The sequence below is a fragment of the Gluconobacter sp. Dm-62 genome, from assembly GCF_018256155.1.
Classification (GTDB): domain Bacteria; phylum Pseudomonadota; class Alphaproteobacteria; order Acetobacterales; family Acetobacteraceae; genus Gluconobacter.
The window spans coordinates 38184-64113 of record NZ_JAERLY010000011.1 but is presented as its reverse complement, the minus strand read 5'-3'; the positions used below and the strand labels follow the sequence as shown (position 1 = coordinate 64113).

Here is a 25930-nt window from a genome sequence, read left to right as displayed (position 1 = left end):
TCCGCAGGTTTGCTACACAAGGTAGTATGACGTCTTCACGAAACGCCCTGATCCCGCTGACCCTCCTGTCTGACAGGTCGCTGTGGCCGGAAGATCGCCGACGCCACACCCTGCTTCTCGGTGATCCCGGGCAGGATGGCGGATGGGGCGACGTGGCTGATATTCCTGCGCCGTCACCCTTTATGAACCGTCACGCATTGGGATGTCTGTGTTGTACGCGGGATCCCGTAGGCATGGTGCTGGCGCAGGTTTTTCAGGACCGTGTCACAGGCAGGCGCCCGTTTTTTGAAGAAGTCGCAGTTCTGACTGCCCCGCAGGACCTTGTGTCGGTCCGGCAACAGCTTGAAAATGACGTTCTGGTTCGTGCCCGTTACAGGCTTGTGGCCTGACGGGTTTTTCAGATCGGGTCTATGCTCTTTCGGGACTTCGGGATAACTGGACGGCATGACGACTGACGCAGAACAGGACGGGCCGCTCCGGCAGCGCAAGAAGGATCGTACCCACGCCGCGCTGGTGCGTGAGGCCATGCGCCTGTTCTCGACTTATGGTTATGAAGAGACTTCCGTCGACGAGATCGCCGAAGCTGCCCAGATTTCACGTAGGACGCTGTTCCGGTATTTCCCAGGTAAGGCGGACATCATTCTTGCCTGGACCGATGGCGTGACCACGATCCTGACCGACGCCATTCGGGATGTGCCGCTGGATGTTCCGTTACAGGATGCGGTTCTGGCAGGACTGGTGCCGGTTGTGGCGTGCTATTCGTCCGACAGGATGGATGCCTATGCGGTTGTCAGGCTCGTGGAAGGGACGCCAGCCCTGCGGGATATGGCTCTGCGCCGATATTCCGAATGGGAGGAAACGCTCGCTTCCGCCCTGATCGCCCGGCTGCCTGCGACTGAAATGCCGTCTCTGGTGGCCCGTCTTCTGGCCCGGACGGCAATTGCGACCTTCCGGACCGCCCTGGACGAATGGATCAAGACCGAGGGCAAGTCCGATCTGGAAGTCATCCTGCGCCGGACATTCACGCTCCAGCCTCTGCTGTGGCAGGATGACTTTCCCCTGAGTTCAGGCTGAACCTCAGAGGTCCAGCTCGATGCTGAAATGATAGGTGCGCGGCAGACCGGCCACAGCCGAGTTCGTGGCCGTGCTCACACCGTTGATGCTCGACGGATAGACGGACGCCCAGTAGCTCTGGTTCGTCACGTTGTTCACACCGAAACGGAACACCAGCGGCTGACCATAAGCATGGGTCGCGTAACGCGCACCCAGATCCAGTGTGACGTAGGACGGCGCAAAGGTCGTGTTATACACATTGGCGGCACGGCGGCCCATGTAATGGACGTTTGCGTTGACGGCTGCCCCTTTCAGGAACGGCAGACGGTAATCCAGCAGCGCATTCGCCATCAGCGGCGGCACGCCCACGACCTGCTTGTTGGCCGTCAGTGACGATCCCGTGCCGAGCATCTGCGCGTCCAGCCAGGTCATGCCGCCAAGGAAGGTCAGGTCTTCGGTGATGTTGCCCGAAGCCTGGAATTCGACGCCATAATTCCGCTGCAGGCCATAGTTTGCGTAGACCTTGGTAACCGGATCAGTGAAGCCATAGGGGCGGGACATGCGGAAACCGGCAATGTTCAGCTGGATGCGTTTGGCGACGAGGATCTTGTAGCCGACCTCGTATTCCTCTGAACGCAGTGGCGCTGTGACTTCGTTCATATTGACCGAGCCCGCGGGGGCCACGGTCCCGGCCTGAAGCGACTTTCCCCATGTGAAGTACAGCGTCTGGTTATCAGCTGGCTTGTACAGCAGGCTCGTCATTGGGCTGAATGCGGCCGAGCGGCTGTAGCTGGAAGTCTTGGTGCCCGCGATGGCGTAGTTATTGGTGCTCAGCCAGCTCCAGGCGAGGGATCCCATGATCGACCAGTGCTTGCCCAGCGAAATGGTGTCACCGGCCAGCAGGGACTGGTCCATCGTATCGGCGGATTTGTAGCGGCCGGAGTAATAGGGCTGCACACTGGAGAAGCTCTTGGGGTGACCCAGCGTGGCCTCACCCAGCGTAATGGTTCCGGTGGACGACGTGGGGTTGTAGTTCCCCATGACATAGCCGTTCGTGCCAAGCTCGATCTGATGCCGCAGCGGTCCGGTCCGGAACTTGCCGTTCAGGTAGGCCATATTGCTACCTGCGACGAAGTCATTGGCCGTCAGAGCTGCGGAGACCGTCTGCTTGTACAGGCCTGCGGAATTGAGAAGCTGGTTGGAGGTGCTGAACACGTTCCGCGCAGCATTCTGCCACAGACCGCCGAGCTTGAGGCTCCAGTTGTCATTGAAGGTATGGATGATCTTGGCCATGGCCGTATCGGTTTCCATATTATAGCCCGCCTGTGGCTGGCCATAACCCTTCTGGCTCAGATCCGGCGCCTGGGGCAGCTGGATCGCAGTGCTGTAGGCGAAACCACCCGGATAGCCGCGCTCGGCGTAGGTGTACTGGCTGGCATCGATCTGGATGACGGTCTTGGGCGACAGGTGAATGTCAAAATCGCCGCTGACGAGATCACGCCGCAGATGCGAGCCTTCCACATAGCCTTCGCCATTCTGGTTCAGCAGGTTCAGGCGGTACCCGAACCATTTGTTCCTGCCGACGCGCCCGGAGACATCGGCGCTTTCCATGGGGGCACCAATGGAATCCGTACCCACGACGAAGCGTTCGGTCATGCGATCCGTAGGGCGCTTTAGCGTGAAGTCGAACGTGCCGGCCGGGTTCTGGGGGCCGTAAAGCGCGCCCGCCAGCCCGTTGAGAACCTGAAGGCTGTCGAACTGCTCGGCGGCGTAAGGCGTGGTGATGACCATGTTCAGCCCGTCCATACGGGTGTTGGAAATCACATCGCCTTCAAAACCGCGGGACTGCGGGCGGCTGGTGTTTGGATCGCCCCGCATTTCAAGCTGCGCGGACGGGACATAGGCCACAAGATCATTGATGTTGCGCGCCTGCTGGTTCACCAGAATATCATGCGGAACAACCATGATGGACATGGGCGTATCAAGGACCGAACGCGTTCCAAGCGGGCCGAGGGCCACGTCCTTTGTGCGGTAGTCCGCGGCAGTGCCGGAGCCGTTACGGCTGTGAACCGTGATGGTCTCGGCTTTCGGGGCAGCCGGTTTCGCCTTGGTGGGGGACGGCGCGGCGGTGGCTTTGGTCTTCGATGCCGGTTGTGTCTCCGCTGCGAATGCTGGCATACTGCTCAGAACAGATCCGGAGAAGAGACAAAGCAGCAGACGTGCGGATTTCATGAGCGGTCAGTCCTGATCGGTCTATATCGTAAAGCTGGTTTCTCCTCTCTACATTTTGACACTGAGTGTCAAAATGATTCGTCTCTTCCGGCGCTTTCTGCGTGGCTGTTGCCTGAAAGACACAGATGTGCCCGGTTTCACCGGCTGGCGTCGATCTGATCCACGATCGTCAGCACATCCCGCCAGTTGTCGGCGCGTGGCGTCCAGGTTTCAGCCATGTTGTGTGGGGCCGTGAAAAGCACCCCCTGACCCTTGAATCTGCGAAAATGCCGCAGATTGTCATCAATCATCACATCGGCGGCCAGAATGCTTTTGTCGCCGCAGAAGACGATGTTCAGCGGCGAAATGCAGGGGAAATGGTCTCGCAGCCACGCAAATTTCGGCGCACAGGATGCTGGATATTCCATGGCTGCTGTCGTGATGAAAACTTCGCAGGTTTCACACAGGGCGGAAATGGCGTCCTGTGCGCCGGGCATGACAGCAAGCGTTGCGAAGAAATCGCCCTGATGAAGCATGTCTTCCATAGCTTTATAGTCTTCAGCCGAGACGAGGTCCCTGAAATGCTGACCCCGCAGTTCAGCATCGGTCCATGTGTAACCGAAGGATTTTTGAAGCCAGGTCCGTTGTGCAGAACATGCGTCGGCCATGACTTCATCCATATCGATAGCAAGGCGGAGGCGGGACTGGGACATGGGAGGCTCCAAAATTCGTAAGGGATAATGGTACTCTCGTCCTGACCGCGTTGCGATGCAAGCGAAAGGAAAATCAGGTGATATGGAGTTGAATACTTGAATTAAAGATTTATTATTCTTGATGTAGAAATATTTCAAATATGTCTTTAAGAAAATAATGCTTCTTACTACGGAGTAAACTATTCTTGTTATTCATTTCAGCAACTGTAAGCATTGGGTTCTGTTGATGGCTCGTCCGGTTCAGAGCTTCTTTTTCGAAAAGAGGATGTCCCGGCACCTGTAAAAGGAAAACCATCATGTTTCTTAAATATGAAGAGAATTTCCGTATCGTTTCCGCCGCTCATGGCACGGGGAGCGGCGCTTCTGGCAACTCGGGTAATTTCTCGCAGGATCGCGAGAAAGCCTCGGAAGCCGGGCGCAAGGGTGGCCAGACCAGTCACTCCACCAAGGGGGCATCCTCTTCTGGAAGTGGCGAGCACTCGGGCCGCGGCTTCGCCAAGGACCCGCAGAAAGCGTCCGAGGCCGGGCGAAAAGGTGGACAGGCGTCTCATAAATCCTGATCCGCTCTTCTTCAGAGCCTCTGTCGCAAAGCCTGCCGTGGGATTATCCCCGGCAGGCTTTGTGCTGAATGGGTTATTCCTGACTGAGCGATCCTGTCCCGAAAGCCAGCCCGGCCGCCGCAATCAGGGCGGCATAATAGGCATCCGAGTGGCTGAGGGTTGCGTCCAGATAACCGTTCTGGGCAATGCTGGTCTGGGTGAGGGAGCCTACGCCGCTGCGATAGGCGGCGGATGAGGCTTCGAAACTGGTGCGCGCGGCCGTCTCAAGCCTGCCAGATGCGGCATAGGCGCTCAGGCTGGTCCGCAGAGCATTTTCCGCCGCAACGATCTGTTTGACCGAACTGTCCACGGTCTGCCGCAGGGTCGCATCCGCGCTGTCCGACTGGTCCTGCGCCTGTTTCAGAAGGGCCGCCCGTGTTCCGCCGTCAAAGATCGGCACGGTAATGCCGCCCAGGATCAGGCTGCTGAAAGCATTGCTGGACAGGTTGAGCGTCGGCGGGGCCTCGCTTCCCACGCTCGGAATGGAAGACAGGGCCAGACGGCCAGTGGTGTACGCCACGTTCCCCGTCATGAAGATCTTGGGGAGGAACTCGCTGCGCGCGGCCTGAACTCGGCTTTTTGCCGCTTTGGCGCTGGCATAGGCGGCCAGAACGTCCGGCCTGCGCGAGACAGCCTGCTGTACGAACGCGTCCGTCAGGCGCATGTCGTCCAGAGCGAGAGGACGGCCGGAAATATCCAGCGTCTCCAGCTTGGTGGCGGGAGAAATGCCAATGGCGTTGAGCAGTTCCAGCCGCGTATTTTCCTCGTCACCTTCGGCCTGAACGAGCCGCAGTTCCGTCTGGGCGGTGGCCTGCCGGGCCTGTGTGACATCGACAATCGTGCCCTGACCCTGATGCAGTCTGGCGTTTGCGGCGGCTTCCACAAAACGCGCATTGTCCCGCGCCAAACGCAGGAGCCCGACCCGGCTCGTGGCGGCGGCATGGGTGTAGTAGGCCGTTGTTACGCCATAAATGATTTTCTGATGCGCAGCGGTGAACAGCACGTTGCTGGCGATCTGGGCCTGTTTCGTGGCCTCGATCACGGCTTCGCGCTTGCCGAAATCGAACAGCAGCCATTCCATACCAAGCGTCTGCACTTCGCCAGCGCCAGAATTGTTGTTGCGCACGCCGCCCAGTGCATTTTCCAGCCCGCTCAGGCCGGAATTGATGAGGCCCTCGGCCGCTCCCGCGTTGCTGATCGTGGGGTTCGCGCCATCATTGCGGCTGTGATTATAGCCGCCCACTACGGTTGCGGTCAGGCGGGGCAGGTAGGTGCTGCGGGCGATACCCACGGCCAGAGCGGCATCGCGAGCGAGGTTCCAGGCCCGACGCGTTTCGGGATTGGCGGACTGCGCAATATCGATCAGTTCCGCCAGCGCATAGGCATGTCCGTTCTGCACCGCAACGTCCGGGGCAGGGGGACGTACGCGGATCTGTGTATTGGAGGGGAGCGTATACCCGGTCGGCAGATTCAGGGCGTGCGGATCATGCTTTCCGGGCAGGATTTCACCATTTGCCGCGATATTGGGCTCCCACGGGCGGTCGGGAGCGGCGGGCGCGCTGTCCAGAGCCTGCGTGGCGCAGGCGGAAAGCAGAAGGGGAGCCCAACAGAGCGCGGCGCGGATCGGAAAAGGAGGTGCAGGGCGGGTCATCAGGCAATCTGTTCCAATCGTGCCGTGCGCTCGGAAAAATCCGGCCTGCCGGGTGTGACGAGCAGGTCTTCAGAAAGCTCTGCGGCATCGTCGAGCGCTCTGCGCGTGGCTTCAAGCCGGGGCTGGTCAGCGCGCGTGTGGACGGGTTCTGACATGGCGTATTCCAGTGTGCGTTCGCTTTCCAACAGGACGGACTGGGTGCGGGCGAGGGCGTCTGACCGGGCCTGTGGCGTTGAGGCGTTCGCCTGTCCGTTCAGACATTCCACGAGTTTGCGCACCCCGTCTCCGATCCTGTCATAGGCGCTGGCTGGCCAGAAGCTCGTGAACATGGCGTAGGTGATGAAATTGCCGAGCATGATCCCCACGATCCGGTCCCGGGCGGTCGCCATATCGGCTGTGGGGCCGTAGCCCTTCAGGTCGGTGAGGTAAAAGGCCAGCCCGATCTGGAAACCGGCATAGGCAATGCGCTCATCACCGGTTTTGACCCAGGCCGCGATCAGGGAAACCACGAAGACCAGCACCAGAAATCCGGTGATGCCGTTCAGATGCGGCATGACGAAAATGATGGCGGCAATCCCGAGTGTCCCGCCCACGAGTGCGCCCGAAATGCGCAGGGTCAGCTTGGAGACCATTTCCCCCATGGTCGGGAGGGCAACGATGAAACAGGTGATGATGCAGGTATGGATGCCTGGCCAGTCCAGAACCTTGAAGGTCAGATAGCTCAGCATGACCGCCGCCGTGCCCTTGACGGCAAAGCGGACGTGATCGGGGTTGCTGAAAGCATCCTCCGCAAGAAAACCGGATTTTTTCTTCTGTGATGGCGCTTTCGCATCGTCCGCAGAGGGTGTCGCAAAATCCGGCAGCAGATCCGCCATGGCGCAGGCGGTGGGAGACGTTGCGCTGACGGCGGGGCGGTCTATGGCCGCTGGATAGTCCCCATCCGCGAAAATGGCGGCCATGTCCTCAAAAGTCCGGATCAGGCAGGCCGCGTCGTCCTGCGAGACCCCACTTCGGCTGGCCGTATCGGCGAGTGCGAGGACAGCCACGCTGCTGCTGGCGGCCTGTCTGAGGCACGCCAGATCGCGTTGGGACCAGATTTTTTCCAGCCCGGCCATTTTCGCGGACTTCATCATGTCGGTCGTGCCCGCGCGCAGCATGTCCGTGGCCTGCTCCCGGATGCGCTCATCCGGATTGCTCAGGAGACGGCATGCCATGCGAAGACGCGCGGCAATACTGTCAGTCAGGATCCGGCGCGGTGAGGGGCAGATCAGCAGGCCGAGTACGACCATGACCGCGCCCGGAACGGCAAGGAACAGATCCGTATAAAGCAGAGCACGCGTTACGACTTCGCCGACCGGAACTTCGTCGATCGCAATCAGCCCGTACACGGTAATCAGCCCGAGCATATAAGCGACGGGCTTGAGTTTGCTGGCCGAGCCAAGGAAGAAAAACATGAAGGACAGCAGGGCGATGACGATCACGAGCCCCATCGGATGATCCAGCGTCAGGCGGATCAGGCCGTAAATGATCGTCAGCAGGATCAGGACCACAACATTGACGGCCACGCCGGCGAGGGCGTTGGTCACGCGGTCTTTCTGCCACAGCGCCATCATCACGAGGGCTGGGACGGCGAGTTCCGGAACCTGCCAGATTTCCCCGACCAGAACCGTCGTTGTGCATCCGGCTGCCATGCGAAGCGCGTAGCCCATGCGTCCCGGAGCGGGATCGCGCACCAGACGCCAGATGCGAGCCAGTCCCAGTCCGGCGCGCGTCATGTCCGGACGTGGGCCATCCGGCGCGCTGGCGGTTTCAGGGACAGGCTGCGCCATGCCGGATCTCGACCGTCGCGGTGGCGCCAAGCCGCAGGAGAAGAGGGTTCGCCTTGTCCAGCAGGATGCGAACCGGGAAACGCTGTGCCACATGCACCCAGTCCATCTGCCGGGGAACGATCGGCAGGGAGCGTGCAATTCCGGCTGAATCTACAGACAGCACGCCCCAGCCAATGCTCTCGACATGCCCCCGCAAAGCTGTGCGTCGGTCAATCATGGAATGGACCGTCACGCAGTCTCCGATCCGTACTGCGGCAAGATTGATCTCGCGGATATTGGCCGTGGCGTACCACTCGTCATCCGCAATCAGCGTGAACAGGACCTGCGAGGGGGCCAGAACTTCGCCCGGTTTGACCCGCAGACTGGTGACATAGCCGTCAGCCGGGGCGACTACTGTGGTCTGCCGGAGTTCATAACGCGCATGATCCAGTGCTGCCTGACTGGCATCGCGGGCGGCGATCGAACTTTTCAGATCGCCGATTGCGGTGGTCGCCGCCGTGGACTGGTTGCGGGACTGGGCCAGCGAAACTTCGGCGTCATGCAGGGCAACGCGCGCCTGATCGTATTGCTGCCACGGGATGTAGGATTTCCCGGCCAGAGGCTGAAGCCGCTGTACCGTGCGCGCGGCAAGATCCCGGTTGGTCTGGGCGCGGACAACCTGATCGTCGGCGGTGGCGGCATTGGATGTCTTGATGCTCAGCAGGCGGGTCTGGTTTTCGACTTCCGCGCTGGCCAGATCCAGATTGGCCTGCGCCTGCCGGACGGTCAGTTCGTAGGGCTCGGGGTCCAGTCGGTACAGTACGTCGCCTTTGTGGACATGCTGGTTGACCGAAACATCCAGTTCCTTAAGGCGTCCGCCCACGGTCGAGGCGACATGCACGACTTCTGCATCGATGCTCCCGCTGTCGGAGGAGGGGTGGGCGCTGTCCTCATGGGAGACGTGAAGGCCGAACATGACGGCCACTCCCACACAGAGAACCGCGATAACAATGCCGACCGGCTTTTTGGCGGAGACGGGGATGCGCTGCACGATCAGGGTCCGAATACCAGTGTCCACACGCTCAGTGCGGCGATGACGCCCAGGGCGACATAGGTGAAAAGACGGAAGCTGAGCAGGGCATCAATCCCCGTCAGCAGGAAAAGGACCCGCAGCCCGACGGCCGTGGCTACACCCACAAGCCCGCAGACCATCCAGTCCGGGAAATAGGCGCCTGCAACAGGAAAGGAGGGCGCACCCCGCAAGGAGCAGCCGCCCGTCGCCAAAAAAGCCAGACCGGACAGGGGAAGACGGAGACGGGCAGGTCGCATGAGGGGAAGGGGAGCTTTCGCGCGGCCATCAGAAAGTGCGGAGCCTATCACATCCTTTTGCGAAAGCCACAGTTCCAGCCGGGGCAAAATGAAGTCAAAAAGGAGAACCCGGTCCTGTTCGGGTAGTTTCAGAAAGCAGGATTGTTTCCGAAGGTGGTGCTGGACAATGACGGACAGGCTTTTCCCCACGATATTTCTTCTGTGTCTGCTAACCGGCGGTCAGGCTTATGCTGCCAGACAGGATCTTGTCCTGTCACCAGTGAATACTCAGGCCCTTCTGCACGCACGCTCGTCTCTGACGGATATTGACGGAAGCTTCGGAAAAGTGTCCGGAACGCTGACTTACGATCTGGATCGGCAGACGTGCCATGTGGACATGACCATGAATGTCAGCTCCCTGAAGGTTGGAAGCGCTGTCATGAAACAGATCATGCTTTCGGGCATCATGCTCGACAGCGATGACCACCCGGTAATGAAATATGTGGGGGACTGTCGGCCCCGGATTGTCAAAGGTCAGCTTCAGACGGAACTGGCTGGACAACTGACAATGCGCGGGCAGACGCATCCGCTCGTTCTTACTACTGAGCTTCAGTTTCAGGGCAATACTCTGATGCGCATCGCAAGCCATGGCAGTTTTGACCAGCGACAATGGGGCATGAGTACGCTTCTGCATTCGGTGGACCCCATGGTTCGTGTCGAAACCCGGATCCTGATGAAGTAGCGGCCCGGCATGCTTGAAGGCCGCTGGGCCATCCGATAAGCAGGCTCGAAAAATCCCTGTTTCTCCAGCTTCCGGACTTGCGGACATGACCCTGCATACGCCCCTGATCCTTTCCTTCGGCAGCATCAATATCGATCTGACGGCCCGCAGCCAGCGGCTCCCCCGTCCTGGCGAGACCGTTCATGCCGAAAGTTATGCGATTGGTCTGGGCGGGAAGGGGAGCAATCAGGCCGCCGCTGCCGCAAGGCTGGCGCGGACGTTCGATGTGGATGTTGCACTTGCGGGACGCGTGGGCTGCGATGCTTTCGGCGCGCAGGCCCGGGCCAGCCTTGCCGGGTTTGGCGTGGATCTGTCGCCGCTGCGGGACGATACAGACAACCCCACCGGGATTGCCCTGATTGGAATTGATGCTGCGGCGGAGAACTGCATCACCGTCGCAGGGGGGGCGAACATGGCCGTTGATGAGACGGATATCACGGCGGCAGCGTCTTGGCTGAAGCGGGCAAAGGTCCTGCTGCTTCAGCTGGAAATCCCCCAGGCTGCCGTTCTTGCTGCGGCACGTCAGACGCGTAGCGCAGGTGGTCTCGTCGTGCTCGACCCGGCCCCCGCGCCCGAACATGGTTTGTCGGAATCTCTATGGTCCGAGATCGATATTCTCACACCTAACGAGAGTGAAACCTTCAGCCTCACCGGTATCCGTCCCGCAACGGTGGAACTGGCTCGAACTGCGGCAGAGGCCCTGCTGGCAAAGGGCGTTCGTGCTGTTCTGGTCAAGATGGGCGCGCAGGGCGTCTTCTGGCATGACGGCACTTCGTCAGGTCATCTGGCACCCTTTCGGGTGGTCCCGATTGATACGGTGGCGGCGGGAGACTGTTTCAATGCGGGGCTGGCGGTGGCGCTCGCCCTTGGAAAAACGCTCCCCGCAGCGGCACGGATCGCCTCTGCCTGCGGGGCTCTGGCTACGACCCGTCATGGCGCCGCGGATGCCGCCCCGGAATGGAACGAGGTTGCGGCCTTAATGCAGGACTAGAAACCCTGCTTGCACAGGCAGTTTTTTGGGTTCAGGTTCCGCGCATCGCAATCAGCAACGGATCCGCAGGACATGACCAGAAATCGCATTATTTGGATGGTTCTGTCCGGCGCTCTCATGACGGCGTTTTTTCTTGTGGCCTGCATGACGACCACCATGGATGCTGCGGGCCATATCCATGCCAGTTATTTCTGGATGGCTGGCTTCATCATTTTCGCCATCGTCCATGTCTACTGCACCTGCATGTCGAAATGAGAATGCGCTGCTGGGACGAACGGATCGGCATAAGAAAGGGCGCCCTGTTAAGGCGCCCTTTCTTACGATGAGACTGGCTCAGTAGGGTCCCGGACCATATCCCGGAGGAGGGACAGCACCCGGGGCGACCGGCACACCCGGCTGCATCATGCCAGGGGCGGGGGCAACGCCCATGCCGTTGGCGCTGACGACACCGGCGATGAGGCCGGTTGCCAGAGCTGTCAGCAGGAACTGATTGCCATAACGCGTCCAGTAATAGCCTCGCGGCGGAGCATACAGGCCACGATAGTTGCGCCAGTTGTTGACGGCCCAGCGGCTGCCACGGGGCCCGTCATAACGGTCGCCACGGCGCCAGACACGGTTCTGTCCGCCACCATGACCACCGCCTCCGCGATAGTCACCATGACCACCGCCGCCAGGACCGCCACCCGGACCACCGCCGCCGCGAGGATCGGCAGAAGCAAGTGGTGCTGCGGCGAGGAGGCAACCGGCCATCAGGCCTGCGAATAGTTTTGTCTTCATAACTCACCTTCAAACCCAGTCATGACATCCCGAAAGAACGACCGGGACCATGCTCTGAATTGTTATAGAGCCTCTCAAGCGTGGCCGGAATATGGCTTTTGGGACGCGGTCTGTAACGGCCCGTACGGGCTTCAGGTTTCTTTTGCTGTTATGAATCGGAAGATGCGGGGCGTTCGCTGGCTTTCCGTGTGATGAAATGTGCGCTTATGTTCGTTTTCTCACATCCTGCATCCGGACGACCGATCATGCCCTATGAACAGCTTCTGACCAGCCCGCGACAGGACCAGATCGTACGTCTGGTCCGCAGCCAGGGTTACATGGCCAATGAGGACATGGCGCAGCATTTCAGTGTCGCGGTGCAGACCATTCGCCGGGATGTGACATATCTTGCAGGGCTTGGACTGCTATGCCGCCATCATGGTGGGGCAACGCCGGTCTCCACGGTTGAAAATCTGGATTATGACGCGCGCCAGATCCTCAATTCCTCTGCCAAGGATACGATCGGACGCTATGCCGCCGCTTTGATTCCTGATCGATCTTCCCTGTTCATTAATATCGGTACCACGACGGAGGCCTTTGCACGTTCGCTCACCAGCCACCGGGACCTGAGGATCGTGACCAATAATCTGCATGTGGCGTCCCTTGTTTCGGGAAGAGCGGATTTTCATACAATCATTGCAGGAGGCCAGCTGCGCCCACGGGACGGGGCCATTCTGGGCGCGGCTGCTATCGAAACCCTATCGTCATTTCGCACGGAATTCGGGGTCATCGGGATCAGCGGGATCGAGGAAGACGGCACGTTGCTGGATTTCGATCTGAGCGAGATCCAGTGTGCACGAACAATTATCCGGAACTCCCGTCGCGTCCTGCTGTTGGCGGACCATACGAAGTTTACACGCCACCCCATGGGGCGAGTAGGCGACCTGCACGATATCGATGACCTGATTACCGACAAACCGGTCTCCGAATCCTTCCAGCGGGCGCTGGAAGCCGCAGGCGTCACCCTTCATGTGGCTGAAAATAACGTCTGATTACTCGCATACCAACACTATTGCGTTACGAATCACATAAATCGCTTTCTTTATCGCTAAACATGCTCCAAAACGAACATCGACCGCTCGTTTTGGAGCGTGATGACAGGAGGGTGTGATGTCATCGATTCATGAGGTTTCAACCGCGGCCAGAGCGCCTGCACCCTATGACCTTCTGGTCGTGGGCGGCGGGATCAATGGCTGTGGTATTGCAAGGGATGCCGCGGGCAGGGGAGCGAACGTGCTTCTCGTCGAGCAGGATGACCTTGCAAGCCATACATCTTCCGCAAGCACCAAGCTGATCCATGGCGGTTTGCGCTATCTCGAGTATTACGAGTTCCGGCTGGTCCGTGAGGCCCTGATGGAGCGCGAGCGTCTGCTGAAGATTGCACCGCACATCATCTGGCCCATGCGCTTTGTCCTGCCGCATTCGAAAATGCTGCGCCCGGCCTGGCTGCTGCGGACAGGGCTGTTCCTGTACGATCATCTCTGTCCGAACATGACGCTGCCGCGAACGAAGGCGCTGAACCTTCGGACAGCTCCGGCGGGGAAGCCTCTTCGTTCGGACTATGTGCGCGGCTTCGAATATTCGGATGGCTGGGTGCAGGACAGCCGACTGGTCGTTCTCAACGCCATGGATGCCGTGCGCGTTGGCGCGAATGTCCAGACACGCACCCGTCTCCTCAAAGCCGTTCGTGGCCCGCAGAGCTGGACCGCAACGCTCGAAAACACCGAGACCGGCGAGCAGAGCACGGTTCAGGCCAAGGCTCTCGTCAATGCGGCGGGTCCGTGGGTTGCCGAACTGCTGCATGATCGACTGAACGTGCCGAGCCGCAACCGTGTGCGTCTGGTCAAGGGCAGTCATATTGTGGTGCCGCGCGTCTTCGAGGGTTCGCAGGCCTACATCTTCCAGAACCCGGACAAGCGGATCGTCTTCGCCATTCCCTACGAACAGGATTTCACCCTGATCGGCACCACGGATGTTCCGTGGGAGCAGGACCCGGGCCATGTCGAGATCTCGTCCGACGAAATCACCTATCTGTGCGAGAGCGTGAACCGCTACTTCACAAAGACTGTGCGTCCCGAGGATGTTGTCTGGACCTATGCCGGCGTGCGCCCGCTTTATGACGACAACTCGGGCAATGCTTCGGCCGTCACGCGCGATTACGTTCTGGATGTAGAGGCGACTGCCGCGCCGATCCTGTCGGTTTTTGGTGGTAAGATCACGACCTTCCGCAAGCTGGCCGAACACGCCGTCGAGAAGCTCGCGCCGCATCTTCCTGTCCTGAAAAAGCCGGGCTGGACCGATGGTACCCCGCTTCCGGGCGGGGAGTTTGCGCCGAAGGATTTCGACGCCCAGCTCAGTCGTTTCCGGGCTCATGCGCCGCACCTGTCCGAGCGGACCTCCTGGCGTCTGATGCGCAATTACGGTCTGCGTGCCTACGTCATCGCCACGTCCAACCCCGAAGGTATGGGGCAGATGTTCGGTGACACGCTCAGTGCGCGCGAGGTGGACTATCTCATCGACAACGAATGGGCTCGCAGCGCCGAAGATATCCTGTGGCGTCGCTCGCGGCTTGGCCTGTTTGTCAGTGATGCCGATCGTGCAGCCCTTCAGACTTATGTCGAAGGCCGTCTGCAGGGTGGTGTCGCCTCTGTTTCCCATCCCGATCCGGTCGTGCGGCAGAACGTCGCCTGACTTCCTTTGCTTCATTTTCATGGCGGATATCAGTCATGTCAGAAAACAAGCGTTACCTTGGTGAGCTCCTCTCGGAGTTCTTCGCAGTCGCGATCATCATCCTCTTCGGAGACGGTGTCGCGGCCATGTACTCGCTCTACGATCCCAGTCCGTACAAATCGGCGTACTGGGGCGTGTGCATTGTCTGGGGTCTGGGTGTGACGGTGGCGATTTATGCGACCGGCGCGATCAGCGGCACGCACGCGAACCCGGCCGTCACCCTTTCACTGGCGATGTTTCGGGGCTTTTCCTGGAAAAAAGTGCTTCCTTACATGAGCGCTCAAGTTTTGGGTGGCCTTGCGGGCGCGGCGCTGGTGTACTCGCTCTATGTCCCGGTCATCGATCACTTCAACATGGCGCATAATCTGACGCGTGCTGTGGATGGTGGTTCGGCAGGCGTGTTCTTCACCCATCCCGGTGATTTCGTCACGGTGTCGCACGCATTCTGGGACGAGCTGGTCCTGACGGCAGTGCTGGTTTTTGGCATTTTCGCGATCACCTGCCAGTACAACACCCAGGCTCCGCAGGCGAATTCCAGCGCGCTGATCATCGGCCTTCTGGTGGCAATCATCGGCGCATCCTGCGGCTATCTGGATGCCTGGGCCATCAATCCGGCCCGTGATTTCGGCCCGCGCCTGTTCTGCTTCTTTGCAGGCTGGGGGCAGAGCGCACTGCCGGCACCGGGCAACTATTTCTGGGTTCCCGTCGTGGCCCCGCTGATTGGGGGTCCGATCGGGGCAGCCGTCTACCAGTTCGGCCTGCGCCCGTTCATGCCGCGCTACCTAGAGCAGACCGTCACCGTGGCGCCTGAAGGGATCAACCCCGCCGAGCCGGTTCTGGTCGTCTCCAATCCGGGTGATCCTACCTTTCCGGTCATCAACCGGGTCTCCTGAAATCAGTCTGAAACCTTTCAAACTTTCACGATTTTCCGCTGGAGAGCACATCATGAACAAGAAAGACTGCATCCTCGCCATCGATCAGGGCACGACCTCGACCCGGAGCATCATCTTCGGCAAGGACGCGCAGGCTCTGGCCATCTCCCGTCGCGAGTTCCCACAGCATTATCCGGAGCCCGGCTGGGTCGAGCATGACGTCGAAGACATCTGGCGCGATGTGCTTTCCACAGCCCGTGAGACGATCGACGAGGTCGGCGGGCCGGAGCGCATTGCGGCCCTTGGGATCACCAACCAGCGCGAAACCATTGTAATCTGGGACCGTGAGACAGGCCGTGCCATCCATCGTGCGCTCGTCTGGCAGGATCGCCGGACGGCTCATGAGTGCAGCCTGCTGCGCCAGCAGGGCAAGGAAGCGATGGTCCGTGACAAGACCGGTCTGCTACTGGATCCCTATTTCTCTGCCAGCAAGATCGCCTGGCTGCTCGACCACGTGCCTGATGCCCGTCGTCGTGCGGAAGCCGGGGAACTCGCAGCGGGCACGATCGACTGCTTCCTGCTGTGGCGCCTGACTGGCGGCAAGCGTCATGCAACGGATATCACCAATGCCTGCCGCACGTCGCTGTTCAACATCCATACGCAGCAGTGGGACGAGGAGCTTCTGCAGCTTTTCAATGTGCCACGCTCCCTTCTGCCGGAAGTCTGTGACAACAGCAGCAATTTCGGTGAGACAGAAGCCAAGCTGTTCGGTGAAAAGATTATCATTGGCGGCATGGCAGGCGACCAGCATGCGGCCGTGATCGGACAGGCCTGCTTCCAGGAGGGCATGGCCAAGGCGACTTACGGAACAGGCTGCTTCATGCTGCTTAACACCGGCGAGAAGCCCATCATTTCCAACAACCGTCTGCTGACCACGATTGCCTACCGTATCGGCGGAAAGACCATCTACGCTCTGGAAGGGTCCATCTTCGTTGCTGGCGCCGGTATCAAGTGGCTGCGTGACGGTCTGCACCTGATTACGCATGCCTCCCAGACAGACGATATGGCAACCCGCATCCCGGACAGCCATGGCGTCTATATGGTTCCGGCCTTCGTAGGCCTGGGTGCCCCGCACTGGGACCCGGATGCACGCGGTCTGATCTGCGGTCTGACGCTGGGCTCCACGCAGGCGCATATTGCCCGCGCGATGCTGGAATCCGTAGCATTCCAGACCTATGACCTCATCCGCGCAATGCGTGAGGACGGCGCTATGCGGACGAGCATCCTGCGCATCGATGGCGGTATGGCGGTCAATGACTGGTTCGCCCAGTTCCTGTCCTCAATGCTCAAGGCGGAGGTCGAGCGTCCGGTCAATATCGAGACTACGGCGCTTGGTGCAGCATTCCTTGCCGGATTGCAGGTCGGGCTATGGAAGAGCCTCGACGAAGTTGCAGCGACCTGGAAGCAGGAGCGCGTTTTTGCACCGAAAATGGACCCGGCACAGCGTCGTATCATGATCGATGGATGGCACGATGCGGTTCGCCGGACGCTGACGCCGCCTCCAGCACCCGTCGGACATGCCGCCGCCGTCGAGGTGACCAGTCAGGCTGCTTGAGCGTTAAATGCGATCATGAAAACCGGCGTCGTAACAGGCGCCGGTTTTTTTGACGTTTCAGTGCGTCATGCGCTGAAGAACTGACTAAATCCCATCTCCCGCAGGGCTCTGCGATAGGCGATCGAGCTGCGATCCGCCATGACATGCGCTTCCAGCGTCGGATCAAGCGGCAGATTTTCGGGCTTCTGCGCCTCGACGAGGGCGCGGTCTTCTTCAAAGACCTGCCGGTTGAAGTCATAAACGGCCTGAAGTGGGATATGCCTGTCGAAATTCCGGCAGATCGGCGAGAACATCCTTGTCTTCCGCGCGGAAACCGGCGAGGCGGCATTCATGATGACAAGCCGTCCTTCATCCGGGAAATGGATTTCCAGCGTGGCGACAAATGGCACATGGACACGGAAATGCCGCAGCCATTCAAATCCTGGCTTCTCCCAATCCTCATGTCCGACAGGGAAATTGCTGACCGAGCTGCGATATTTCGCTTCGAACCCGTCCTGCGTCATTCTGGGCATGTAGGAGGGAACGACGGGGTTGTCGGGATCGGCGAAGGTCTCGGTATGAACGAAGGCGAAATGGGCCACGTCGATGAAGCCTTCGACCTGACGTCCCGCAAAACCCGCGATATCGATCCAGGGGCAGTTGATCTGCTGATACTCAGGCTCGTCCCAGTGCGGCATCGGCGGGATCGTCACGGTCCCGTCGGAGTTCAGGCACGTCCAGATCAGCCCGTATCGTTCGACAGTTGGATAGGTGCGCAGGTTGAGTTTGGATGGAATGGCGCTATCAGGATGCGCAGGAACGCGCACGCATCTGCCACCGTTGCCGAAGCGAAATCCGTGATACGCACAGGCAATCGTCTCGCCGTTGCCTGTGCCCATGCTCAGTGGAACACCCCGATGCGGACACAGATCGTCCGCAATCACGATGTCCTCTCCTGCACGATAGATGACGAGGGGCGCATCCAGAAGGGTCACACCCAGCGGTTTGTCTTCCAACTCACGGACCAATGCCACCGGATGCCAGCAGCGTGATAAAAGATCCCAGTCCGCAGCCTCGAACGTGCAGTTACGGGGCAGGGGAGCAACGGCGGATTTTGCGACCATGAGAGGCTCCTGTGCATGTAAGAGCATCATCCACCATGCGACCGTTCGCGGATATATCAAATTACGTGATGATCTGTTCGCAAAAAGAGATCAGACTGATGCGTTCAGGTGCTTTTTGTGGAGTTGTGGCTTTGATCTTGCTGGTCCTGGCAGTATCCTTCCGCCAGTCCGGAAGATGGGAGGCGCGAATGGCGCGTTTTTTCTGTCATTTGTCGGCAAACAGGAAGTATGTCCGCAATGACCGTCCCGCAGCAGTCTAACGCCTTTTTCAATCAGCTGCGTCAGATCAACGGAGAGCGTGGATTTCTGGCCAATCTGGGTGGCTTCTTTTGCGTCAGTTGCATGATGGGACTGGGAAATCTTTTCAGCCAGTCGCTGTTCCATGAAAACATGGCATGGATTCTCGGTCCGCTCATGGTCATGATTGCACTGTATTTCTTCGTGCCATATGTGATTCTGCTGGTAACGAACCAGCGTTCCACCGAAAGCTGATCCTGGACGCTGACAGTAAAAAAGGGAAGATGGGCCTGAGCCGTCTCCCCCTTTTTATTATGGCCTGTGTCTGATGAAGATTAGTGCGGCGTATGATCCTTGCGAACCTGCGCGACCTGATCGGCGGTCACGGTATAGGTGCCGCTGCCGAATGTCTTGCTGACATAATTCACGAGGCTGGCGACTTCCGCATCGTCCAGACGCTGCACATCTGCGGTGCTGCCGAAAGCCGGCATGCTGGCATGGCCATCCGCCGTCTTGCGGTTCACGCCTGTCAGGATCGTCATGATCAGATTGTCCGGACGTCCTGCTCCGACAACGGAGTTTTTGTAAAGCGACGGTGCATACTGATCGACGGTTCCCGCGCCGTTCTGCCCATGACAGGCGGCACAATTGGCATCGAACAGGTTTTCCGGAGCCTTCTGCGACAGGTTGTCGATCCGGGTCAGCTCACCTGAACGCAGATCAGGAATGTCGTTCGCCTTGCCAAAACCATCACGCGGCTGATGGTCGGTGGCATCGTCCATCGGCTTGATCTGCCGGATGAAAGCCGCCAGCGCATGCAGATCCGCATCCGTCAGGTGGCTCGTGCTGTGCTCGACAGCCTCTCCCATCGGACCGGCCGCCTGGCTTCTGCCCTTGACCCGACCGGTGCGCAGATACTGGACGATATCGTCTTCGCTCCAGTCCCCGATACCGCCCGTCTTGCTCGGCGTGATGTTCGGCGCGTACCAGCCTGAAAGCGGGCTTCCGGCCAGGAACTCGTCGGACTTCTCCATCAGCATCACGTTGCGCGGCGTATGGCACGTTCCGCAATGCTCGAGGGCCGTCGCGAGATATTTGCCGCGTCGCAGCGGATCATAGGTCGCAGAATCGCCGGTCTCCTGCTTCTCGCTGCCCGCCAGCATGTTCCATCCCGACAGGGTCAGGCGGATATTGCTGGGAAAGCTGAGCTGGGTTGCGGGCGGTGTTTCCGCAACAGGTTTGACCCCGTTCATGAACCAGACATACAGCGCGTGAATGTCCTGATCCGTCATGCCCGCATAGGAGACATACGGCATCACGGGATACAAGTTTTCGCCATCACGGCGCTTGCCCTTGCGGAGCGCCTGCTCGAAATCATGCTCCGAGTATTTGCCGATCCCGTGATCGGCATCGGGCGTGATGTTTGTGGAAATGATGTCGCCCATGGGTGTGGCGATCTTCAGACCACCGGCGAACGGCGTGCCACCCAGCTTGGTGTGACAGGCGATGCAGTCCGCCGCCGTGGCGAGATAGGCGCCACGGTTCATGACATCCTGATCCACATCCGCCGCCCGCGCAGCAGGGGCAGACAGTCCGCTCAGAACCGTTCCACCAACGAGGAAAGACCAGAAAACGGTTTTGAAATCAGGCATGGAGCAGTTCTTTTTTCAGCGTATCGGCAACACGAAGCGCAAGGGCTGCGACGGTGAGGGTGATGTTCCCGGTTCCGACCGTGGAGAACACGGAGGAACTCGCGATGAACAGGTTCTCGTGGTCATGCGCCCGGCAATGGCCGTCCACCACGGAATCCTTGGGGTCCACACCCATGATGGTGCTGCCCGAGGGGTGATCCTGCGGGAAGTAACCCGGCGTCCACTGCTCGTCCGTACCGTTCATCAGGCCGATAAGGTTCTTGAACAGCCCACGCGTATGTTCACAGCTGCGGACGGTATATTCCGGCAGCTTGTAATAGACATCGGGATGAGGAATCCCGAGCGCATCCTTGTGCGTCGTGCTTAGCGTCAGGCGGTTGTCCGGATCGGGCAGGGCCTCGTTATGGCTGAACAGACGGACCGTGTGGGACGCCAGATAGCGGATCTGGTCTTCCAGATCCTTGCCGACATAACCCTTAGAAATCGCAAGCTGTGTTGCAAAATCGACCTGGTTGTCATCGACCATGTGCACGAGATACGCGCCACGATCGCCACGCCAGTCGCCATCGCGGAAATTGTCGATCACGTTCGTCTCAAGCGGACCGCGTCCGGGCCACAGGGCCTTGTCGCCGCTGATGAACGTCACCTGCACGCCGGTATGGTCCATCATGTTCCGGCCGACATGGCCCGAGCTGTTGGCGACACCGTCGGGGCTCTGTTCGTCTGCCGAAAGCAGCAGCAGTTTGGCCGTCTCGATGCAGTGGGCGGCAACCACAAAGTACTTGCCCGTCACACGATGCGATCCCTTGTCCGGATCGTAATAGTGAACGGCCGTCACCTTCTTATTCGCGCTGTCCCGCTCAATCTTGTAGACGACTGCGTTCGGGATAAACTTCGCGCCAGCCGCCTCGGCGTGATAGACGGAATAGCCACCGTTATACATCGCCCCGATCGGGCAGATCGGCATGCAGTTGTTGTGCCCTTCGCAGGTCGGACGGCCGTCGTAAGGCTTCGTGTTCCGGGCCTGCGGCTCATGCACGACGCGGTAGGGCGTCTTTTCATTGATGAGCTTGCGAAACTGCTGGGCCGCATAGGAAATCGGTAGAGCTTCCATCGGGTAGGGCTGTTTGCGCGGCGAACCCAGATCCTCGACCTTCGGGTCCGGACCGCATACGCCCATCATGACTTCGGCCTGATAGTAAAATGGCTCGAGGTCGTCGTATTTCAGCGCCCAGTCACGGCCCTGACCATAGCGGGTCTTGAGCTCGAAATCGGACGGAAGATAACGCCACGCACAGCCAGCCCAGTGCCAGGTCGTACCACCCATCATCCGCAGATAAACCTGCTGATAGGCTTCCGCGTTCGGGCCGCTCGTATGCAGGTATTTGTTCGGCGTGATCTGGTTGGGCGGATGCTCGGCCCAGGGTGTGGACGGGAAGGGGCCCTGATAGGAGGGCTTGTTTTCCAGATTGCGGAAATTATCGACGAAATGCTGCCGGTCCACACGCGGTCCGGCCTCCAGCACGATGACGGAAATGCCGGCGCGGGCCAGTTCGTTCGCAATGGAACTGCCAGCCACACCGGACCCGACGATCACGACATCGGCGGAAAGATTCTGATCAGAAGACATAGGAGATGCTGTTCCCGCTCTCAGGTAGGTTCCACGTCGAACTTGGACGGCGAAAGCGCAGGGGCGCCGGTCGGCTTGTCGACATCGGGCGGCTGCGTCGTCCAGTAGAACGGGCCGCCTGCGGCATAGGTCTTGGGATAAATCGCGTCCTTGGTGACGTCGAACATCAGGGCGGAGCGATAGACCACGACCTTGCCGTCCGCGACACCGCGATACCAGCCGGTCATGAGGTCATGAATAACGTCCTTGAGCGCGGGGTCGGCCTGTTCGGCAGCCTTGGCGAACGCGGAGGCGTTTTCGTAAGTCCCGCCTTCCAGAAGATCAGCAAGCTTTGAAAGCTGCGCCTTGCGCTCCGGGCCGGACTGGAGAATGCGCTCATACAGCGCCTTGCCGATCCGCGGGTCGAGGGAAGGGCGGTCCGTGAGGCGCGAGGAGAGCTTCATGAAGCGTTCAAGTTCAGGGGCGGCGCCGGTTGAAGGCTCCGCGGCCACGACACTTCCAGCCGCCATAATGCCCATGCCAGCCATGCCCGTCATCAGCGTATCGCGACGCGACATCCGCATCAGCCGGTTCAGACGCATGGCATTGGGGGAGGAAACATGGAGGTCAACAAGAGGGCAGTGACGATCTTTCGTCATGTAGGATCACTCTTCGCATACACTCGAGATTGATGACGGGACCGTGATCCTGACACCTTGAGAGGTCCGCAGCCTACAGAGACAGCCTGATCATGCAACCGTGAACGGCCAATTATCCGGAAATAATCCGGCAAAAAGACAAGCCAGATAAGTTGCGTGAGAAGGATAACTAACAGAAACGTCCGTTATCTTATTGTGGTTCCCAAAGACTGACAGACATTTCCCGGGCCCTTTACTGCCACTCTCCTTTGCAACGTGATCGGATTCGGAAGTTCGTCACTCCTGCGTCCTCTTCAGATATTGCGAATTCTTCGCAACTGGTTTTCTCGAGAGGGAAATAGGGTACTTTTAAGGTCCAGTAAGATGGAACAGGGGCGCGGATGTGTTTCCGCGCCCCTAGGTACTGCCATCAGACGACGACGTTTATGTGCCGACGCCCAGAAAAACCAGTGCGGTGGTGATCAGCCCGACGAGAACCGCCAGCACGATGCTGCATTTCAGTGTGAATTTGAGCAATACGCCTTCCTGTCCGACCAGTCCGACTGCAGCAGAGGCTACGGCAATGGACTGCGGAGAAATCATTTTCCCCACAGCGCCACCAACCGTATTTGCCGCGACCAGAAGTTCACCGCTAACGCCAATCTGACGTCCTGTTGCAGCCTGAAGTCCGCCGAACAAGGCATTTGATGAGGTGTCGGAGCCTGTCAGGAAAACACCGAGCCAGCCGAGCAAAGGCGCGAAGAATGTGAACGCGCCCTTGGTCATGGCCAGCACCAGAGCCAGCGTCGTCGACAGGCCCGAGTAGTTGGCGAGGAATGCAAAGGCCAGCACCATGCCAATGGCATAGATAGGCGTTTTCAGCTCTCGCAACGTATCACGGAAAGTCGCAAAAGCGTCCTTTGGGCGCATTTTCAGAAACAGAACGGACATCACGCCAGCAAGCAGAATGGCTGTGCCCACTGAGGAAATAAAATCCAGCTTGAAGATGGCGGCATAGGGGGTCGGGCTGGAAACAATCGGAGCACTTTTGAGGACGAGGTTATGCAGTCCCGGAAAACGGAGAACGAGCACCGTCCAGTCCAGTGGTCCACCGGCCGAAAAAAGCGCCTTAAAAGGCTTGATGCTCCAGATGGCGACAAACGCCGTGAGAATGATGAAAGGCGACCAGGCACGCAGGATCTGGGGGGCCGTATAAGATGTTTTCTCCACAACGGCATCAGCAGGTGTATCACCCGTATCGAAGCGGAAAATCCGGCTGGGCTTCCAGATGCGCAGAAAAACCGGAATTGCGACCATTGTGACCAGCGGTGCAATGATATCAGGCAGTTCCGGCCCGATCAGTAGCGCAGTCAGGGACTGCGTAAGGGCGAAAGTGGCCCCCGTAACGAGGATGACAGGCCATGTCTCGCGAATGCCTCTCATCCCGTCCACGACGGCGACCAGCCAGAACGGAATGAGGATTCCGATTATGAGCAGTTGCATCACGACCAGTCGGCCAACCGCATAGGGTTCGGCTCCTATCACCTGTGCACCAACGATTACGGGAATGCCCATGGCGCCAAAAGCGCCCGGTGCTGCATTGGCGATCAGGCACAGTCCTGCTGCATAAATCGGCGGAAAACCGAGCCCGACGAGCAACGCTGTTGTGATGGCGACAGGTGCACCAAATCCAGCGGCGCCTTCCAGAAAGGCCCCGAACGCAAATGCGACCAGAAGGAGCTGGATGCGCTGGTCTTCAGAGACCGTGGAAATGGAATGGCGGATGATATCAAACTGTCCCGTCCGGACGGAGACTTTATAGAGAAAGACCGCACCGATGATGATCCACGAGATGGGCCATAATCCGTAAGCAAAACCGTACAGACATGCCGCTAAGGCCATGAAGAACGGCATGCCATAAAACAGGACGGCAAGCGCAAAAGTAATTCCCACAGTAATTGTGCAGGCGATATGTCCCTTCATGTGCAGGTATAGAAGGGCAAAGAAGAAAAACAGGATTGGAATGAGAGCGACCGCGCCGGAAATCCAGATATTCCCTATGGGATCGTAAACCTGTACCCAGGACGACATCCAGAAGCCTCCAAAATAAAAATTAAGTGAAAATAAGAAAACGGTATATTTTTATTTTCTCTACCGCGGATGATATTTTTCGAAATCAATAACCGCAATAAGGGTTGGATGTAATTGACGGTAAAATTTATGACATACGGTTTTTATTAGTTGGATTGGTATCTGGGGCGCTTAATGTGGATATTAATGATATATGCTGTTAATCTGGGTTTCATTATTGTCTACAGGAAGTAGAATTTGATAAATATTAAATATATATAACGCATATATCTGGTATTTAGTATTTTTATATAAATAAAATTTATGTTTTATTTCTCTGTCGAGAAAAAAATTCCGATTTTTGGACTAAATTCCTGATCTGGCAATAAAAAGTTATAAAATGCAGTTTTAGACTTCTTTTATAAGGCTGGTGTACCTGCTTTGGATGGAAAGATATGCTGTGGGGCCGAGCAAATTGGTGCTGTGGAATGCCTTGTGATGCTCTCGAAAGGGTGAGAAACAGGGGTAGCATCATCAGTAGAAATGGACAGTCGAGTTCCTATGCATTTTCGCCTTCTCTGTGCGTCCCTGATCGGGGCCGGTACGATTGCCTTTTCTTCCAGCGCGCTCGCCTGGGGGCCTTATGGCCACGCGATCGTCGCGGATATTGCGCAGGAACGCCTGACGCCTCAGGCCCAGAAGGCTGCGACTGCTCTGCTTGCGCTTGAGAAGCATCAGACTCTTGATCAGGTCGCGTCCTGGCCCGATACGATCGGCCATGTGCCCAAGAAAAAGGGTGGCGCGCCCGAGACGCTGAAATGGCACTACGTCGATATCGATGTGTCACATCCGGCTTACGATCAGGCCCGCGACTGCCCTGACCATGCCTGCGTCGTCGAAAAGCTGCCCGAGGAAATCAAGATCCTTGCGGACACGCATGCCTCCTCGCAGGACCGTCTGGTGGCTCTGAAATGGGTGGTGCATCTGATGGGCGATATCCATCAGCCGCTGCACGCTGCCGAGCGGAATAAGGACATGGGCGGCAATGCGATCCGCTTGACCTATTTCGGCGATAATGCCAATGGCCACATGAATCTTCATTCCCTGTGGGATGAGGGCGTGATCGACCATGAGGCGGACCTGCATGTCGGTCCGTTCTACAGCATTGACGCGTCCCGCGCGAAGCAGGAAGCCGACCGTCTGGGCGCCCTGATTACGCCGGACGAGACGAAATACTGGGTGCAGGATCTGGACGGCGGCGATGTTTACAACGCGACCGTCGACTGGGCCGACGAAAGCCATTCACTGGCCCGCAGCGTGGCCTATGGCGCGCTTCCGGCCAACAAGGGCGCGGATGTCGGCAAGGCCTATACTGAACTGACATGGCCGATCATGGAACTGCGTCTGGAACAGGCCGGCGTGCGTCTGGCCGCCGTCCTCAACACCGCCCTGAATGGCGGCTGAGAACGGCTC

General features: G+C 58.8%; 24 protein-coding genes. 12 read left to right on the top strand and 12 right to left on the bottom strand.

Annotated features, from left to right (window positions below):
* Positions 1–26: 26 nt before the first annotated feature.
* A complete protein-coding gene (locus tag JK202_RS11455) occupies positions 27–389 on the top strand; it encodes a hypothetical protein (RefSeq protein WP_211561172.1) in 363 nt (120 codons plus the stop codon).
* Between the two features lie 55 nt (positions 390–444).
* Positions 445–1074: a TetR family transcriptional regulator gene (locus tag JK202_RS11450; protein ID WP_211561167.1), complete on the top strand. Its 630-nt coding sequence runs from the start codon at positions 445–447 to the stop codon at positions 1072–1074.
* Between the two features lie 3 nt (positions 1075–1077).
* On the opposite strand, the gene JK202_RS11445 is transcribed toward JK202_RS11450, so the two are convergent.
* Positions 1078–3285, bottom strand: coding sequence for a TonB-dependent siderophore receptor (locus tag JK202_RS11445; protein ID WP_211561165.1), 2208 nt, complete (start codon positions 3283–3285; stop codon positions 1078–1080).
* Positions 3286–3422: 137 nt separating this feature from the next.
* On the bottom strand, positions 3423–3977 hold the full coding sequence (locus tag JK202_RS11440; protein WP_211561163.1) for a 5' nucleotidase, NT5C type: 555 nt from the start codon (positions 3975–3977) through the stop codon (positions 3423–3425).
* A gap of 296 nt (positions 3978–4273) precedes the next feature.
* Here JK202_RS11440 and JK202_RS11435 point away from each other — a divergent pair, with 296 nt between their 5' ends.
* Positions 4274–4537 (top strand): general stress protein, encoded by a 264-nt coding sequence (locus JK202_RS11435; RefSeq protein ID WP_211561161.1) that lies wholly within the window; start codon positions 4274–4276, stop codon positions 4535–4537.
* A 73-nt stretch (positions 4538–4610) separates the two neighbouring features.
* Here the strand turns inward: JK202_RS11435 and JK202_RS11430 are convergent, their stop codons facing one another.
* From JK202_RS11430 to JK202_RS11415, 4 genes are all read right to left on the bottom strand, one after another.
* Complete coding sequence (locus tag JK202_RS11430; RefSeq protein ID WP_211561159.1) at positions 4611–6227, bottom strand: TolC family protein; 1617 nt, start codon at positions 6225–6227, stop codon at positions 4611–4613.
* Positions 6227–8002, bottom strand: coding sequence for an FUSC family protein (locus tag JK202_RS11425; RefSeq protein WP_408872155.1), 1776 nt, complete (start codon positions 8000–8002; stop codon positions 6227–6229). The genes JK202_RS11430 and JK202_RS11425 overlap by 1 nt, the downstream gene beginning before the upstream one ends.
* A gap of 34 nt (positions 8003–8036) precedes the next feature.
* Positions 8037–9011, bottom strand: a complete 975-nt coding sequence (mdtN, locus tag JK202_RS11420) for a multidrug transporter subunit MdtN (RefSeq protein WP_408872154.1) — start codon at positions 9009–9011, stop codon at positions 8037–8039.
* A 77-nt stretch (positions 9012–9088) separates the two neighbouring features.
* Complete coding sequence (locus JK202_RS11415; RefSeq protein ID WP_211561155.1) at positions 9089–9364, bottom strand: YtcA family lipoprotein; 276 nt, start codon at positions 9362–9364, stop codon at positions 9089–9091.
* A 166-nt stretch (positions 9365–9530) separates the two neighbouring features.
* Between JK202_RS11415 and JK202_RS11410 the strand changes: the two genes are divergently transcribed.
* The 3 genes from JK202_RS11410 to JK202_RS11400 all read left to right on the top strand — a co-directional run bounded on the left by JK202_RS11410 (position 9531) and on the right by JK202_RS11400 (position 11370).
* Positions 9531–10085 (top strand): YceI family protein, encoded by a 555-nt coding sequence (locus JK202_RS11410; RefSeq protein WP_211561153.1) that lies wholly within the window; start codon positions 9531–9533, stop codon positions 10083–10085.
* 85 nt (positions 10086–10170) lie between these two features.
* Positions 10171–11115: a ribokinase gene (locus tag JK202_RS11405; protein ID WP_211561151.1), complete on the top strand. Its 945-nt coding sequence runs from the start codon at positions 10171–10173 to the stop codon at positions 11113–11115.
* Between the two features lie 72 nt (positions 11116–11187).
* Positions 11188–11370, top strand: coding sequence for a hypothetical protein (locus JK202_RS11400; protein WP_211561150.1), 183 nt, complete (start codon positions 11188–11190; stop codon positions 11368–11370).
* 78 nt (positions 11371–11448) lie between these two features.
* On the opposite strand, the gene JK202_RS11395 is transcribed toward JK202_RS11400, so the two are convergent.
* Entirely contained in the window at positions 11449–11892 is a 444-nt protein-coding gene (locus JK202_RS11395) for an RcnB family protein (RefSeq protein ID WP_211561149.1), read from the bottom strand.
* Between the two features lie 245 nt (positions 11893–12137).
* Here JK202_RS11395 and JK202_RS11390 point away from each other — a divergent pair, with 245 nt between their 5' ends.
* The 4 genes from JK202_RS11390 (at position 12138) to glpK (ending at position 17148) form a co-directional block, all read left to right on the top strand.
* Positions 12138–12923, top strand: coding sequence for a DeoR/GlpR family DNA-binding transcription regulator (locus JK202_RS11390; protein ID WP_211561148.1), 786 nt, complete (start codon positions 12138–12140; stop codon positions 12921–12923).
* A gap of 118 nt (positions 12924–13041) precedes the next feature.
* On the top strand, positions 13042–14622 hold the full coding sequence (gene glpD / locus JK202_RS11385; RefSeq protein WP_211561147.1) for a glycerol-3-phosphate dehydrogenase: 1581 nt from the start codon (positions 13042–13044) through the stop codon (positions 14620–14622).
* Between the two features lie 35 nt (positions 14623–14657).
* Positions 14658–15554, top strand: coding sequence for an MIP/aquaporin family protein (locus tag JK202_RS11380; protein ID WP_211561146.1), 897 nt, complete (start codon positions 14658–14660; stop codon positions 15552–15554).
* A gap of 52 nt (positions 15555–15606) precedes the next feature.
* Entirely contained in the window at positions 15607–17148 is a 1542-nt protein-coding gene (gene glpK / locus JK202_RS11375; RefSeq protein WP_211561145.1) for a glycerol kinase GlpK, read from the top strand.
* A 65-nt stretch (positions 17149–17213) separates the two neighbouring features.
* Here the strand turns inward: glpK and JK202_RS11370 are convergent, their stop codons facing one another.
* Positions 17214–18251 (bottom strand): aromatic ring-hydroxylating dioxygenase subunit alpha, encoded by a 1038-nt coding sequence (locus JK202_RS11370; RefSeq protein WP_211561143.1) that lies wholly within the window; start codon positions 18249–18251, stop codon positions 17214–17216.
* A gap of 237 nt (positions 18252–18488) precedes the next feature.
* Here JK202_RS11370 and JK202_RS11365 point away from each other — a divergent pair, with 237 nt between their 5' ends.
* Entirely contained in the window at positions 18489–18743 is a 255-nt protein-coding gene (locus tag JK202_RS11365; protein ID WP_211561141.1) for a hypothetical protein, read from the top strand.
* Between the two features lie 80 nt (positions 18744–18823).
* On the opposite strand, the gene JK202_RS11360 is transcribed toward JK202_RS11365, so the two are convergent.
* From JK202_RS11360 to JK202_RS11345, 4 genes are all read right to left on the bottom strand, one after another.
* The gene (locus JK202_RS11360) at positions 18824–20140 is read right to left on the bottom strand and encodes a cytochrome c (RefSeq protein WP_211561139.1); all 1317 of its coding nucleotides are present in this window, start codon (positions 20138–20140) and stop codon (positions 18824–18826) included.
* Positions 20133–21770 (bottom strand): GMC family oxidoreductase, encoded by a 1638-nt coding sequence (locus JK202_RS11355; protein ID WP_211561137.1) that lies wholly within the window; start codon positions 21768–21770, stop codon positions 20133–20135. Before JK202_RS11355 ends, JK202_RS11360 begins: the two co-directional genes overlap by 8 nt.
* Positions 21771–21790: 20 nt before the next feature.
* Positions 21791–22408 carry a sorbitol dehydrogenase family protein gene (locus JK202_RS11350; protein WP_211561135.1) on the bottom strand — a complete coding sequence of 206 codons (618 nt, stop codon included), beginning with the start codon at positions 22406–22408 and terminating at the stop codon, positions 21791–21793.
* Positions 22409–22831: 423 nt separating this feature from the next.
* On the bottom strand, positions 22832–24478 hold the full coding sequence (locus JK202_RS11345) for a lactate permease LctP family transporter (protein ID WP_211561133.1): 1647 nt from the start codon (positions 24476–24478) through the stop codon (positions 22832–22834).
* Between the two features lie 540 nt (positions 24479–25018).
* Here JK202_RS11345 and JK202_RS11340 point away from each other — a divergent pair.
* Positions 25019–25921: a S1/P1 nuclease gene (locus tag JK202_RS11340; RefSeq protein ID WP_211561129.1), complete on the top strand. Its 903-nt coding sequence runs from the start codon at positions 25019–25021 to the stop codon at positions 25919–25921.
* Positions 25922–25930: the final 9 nt, after the last annotated feature.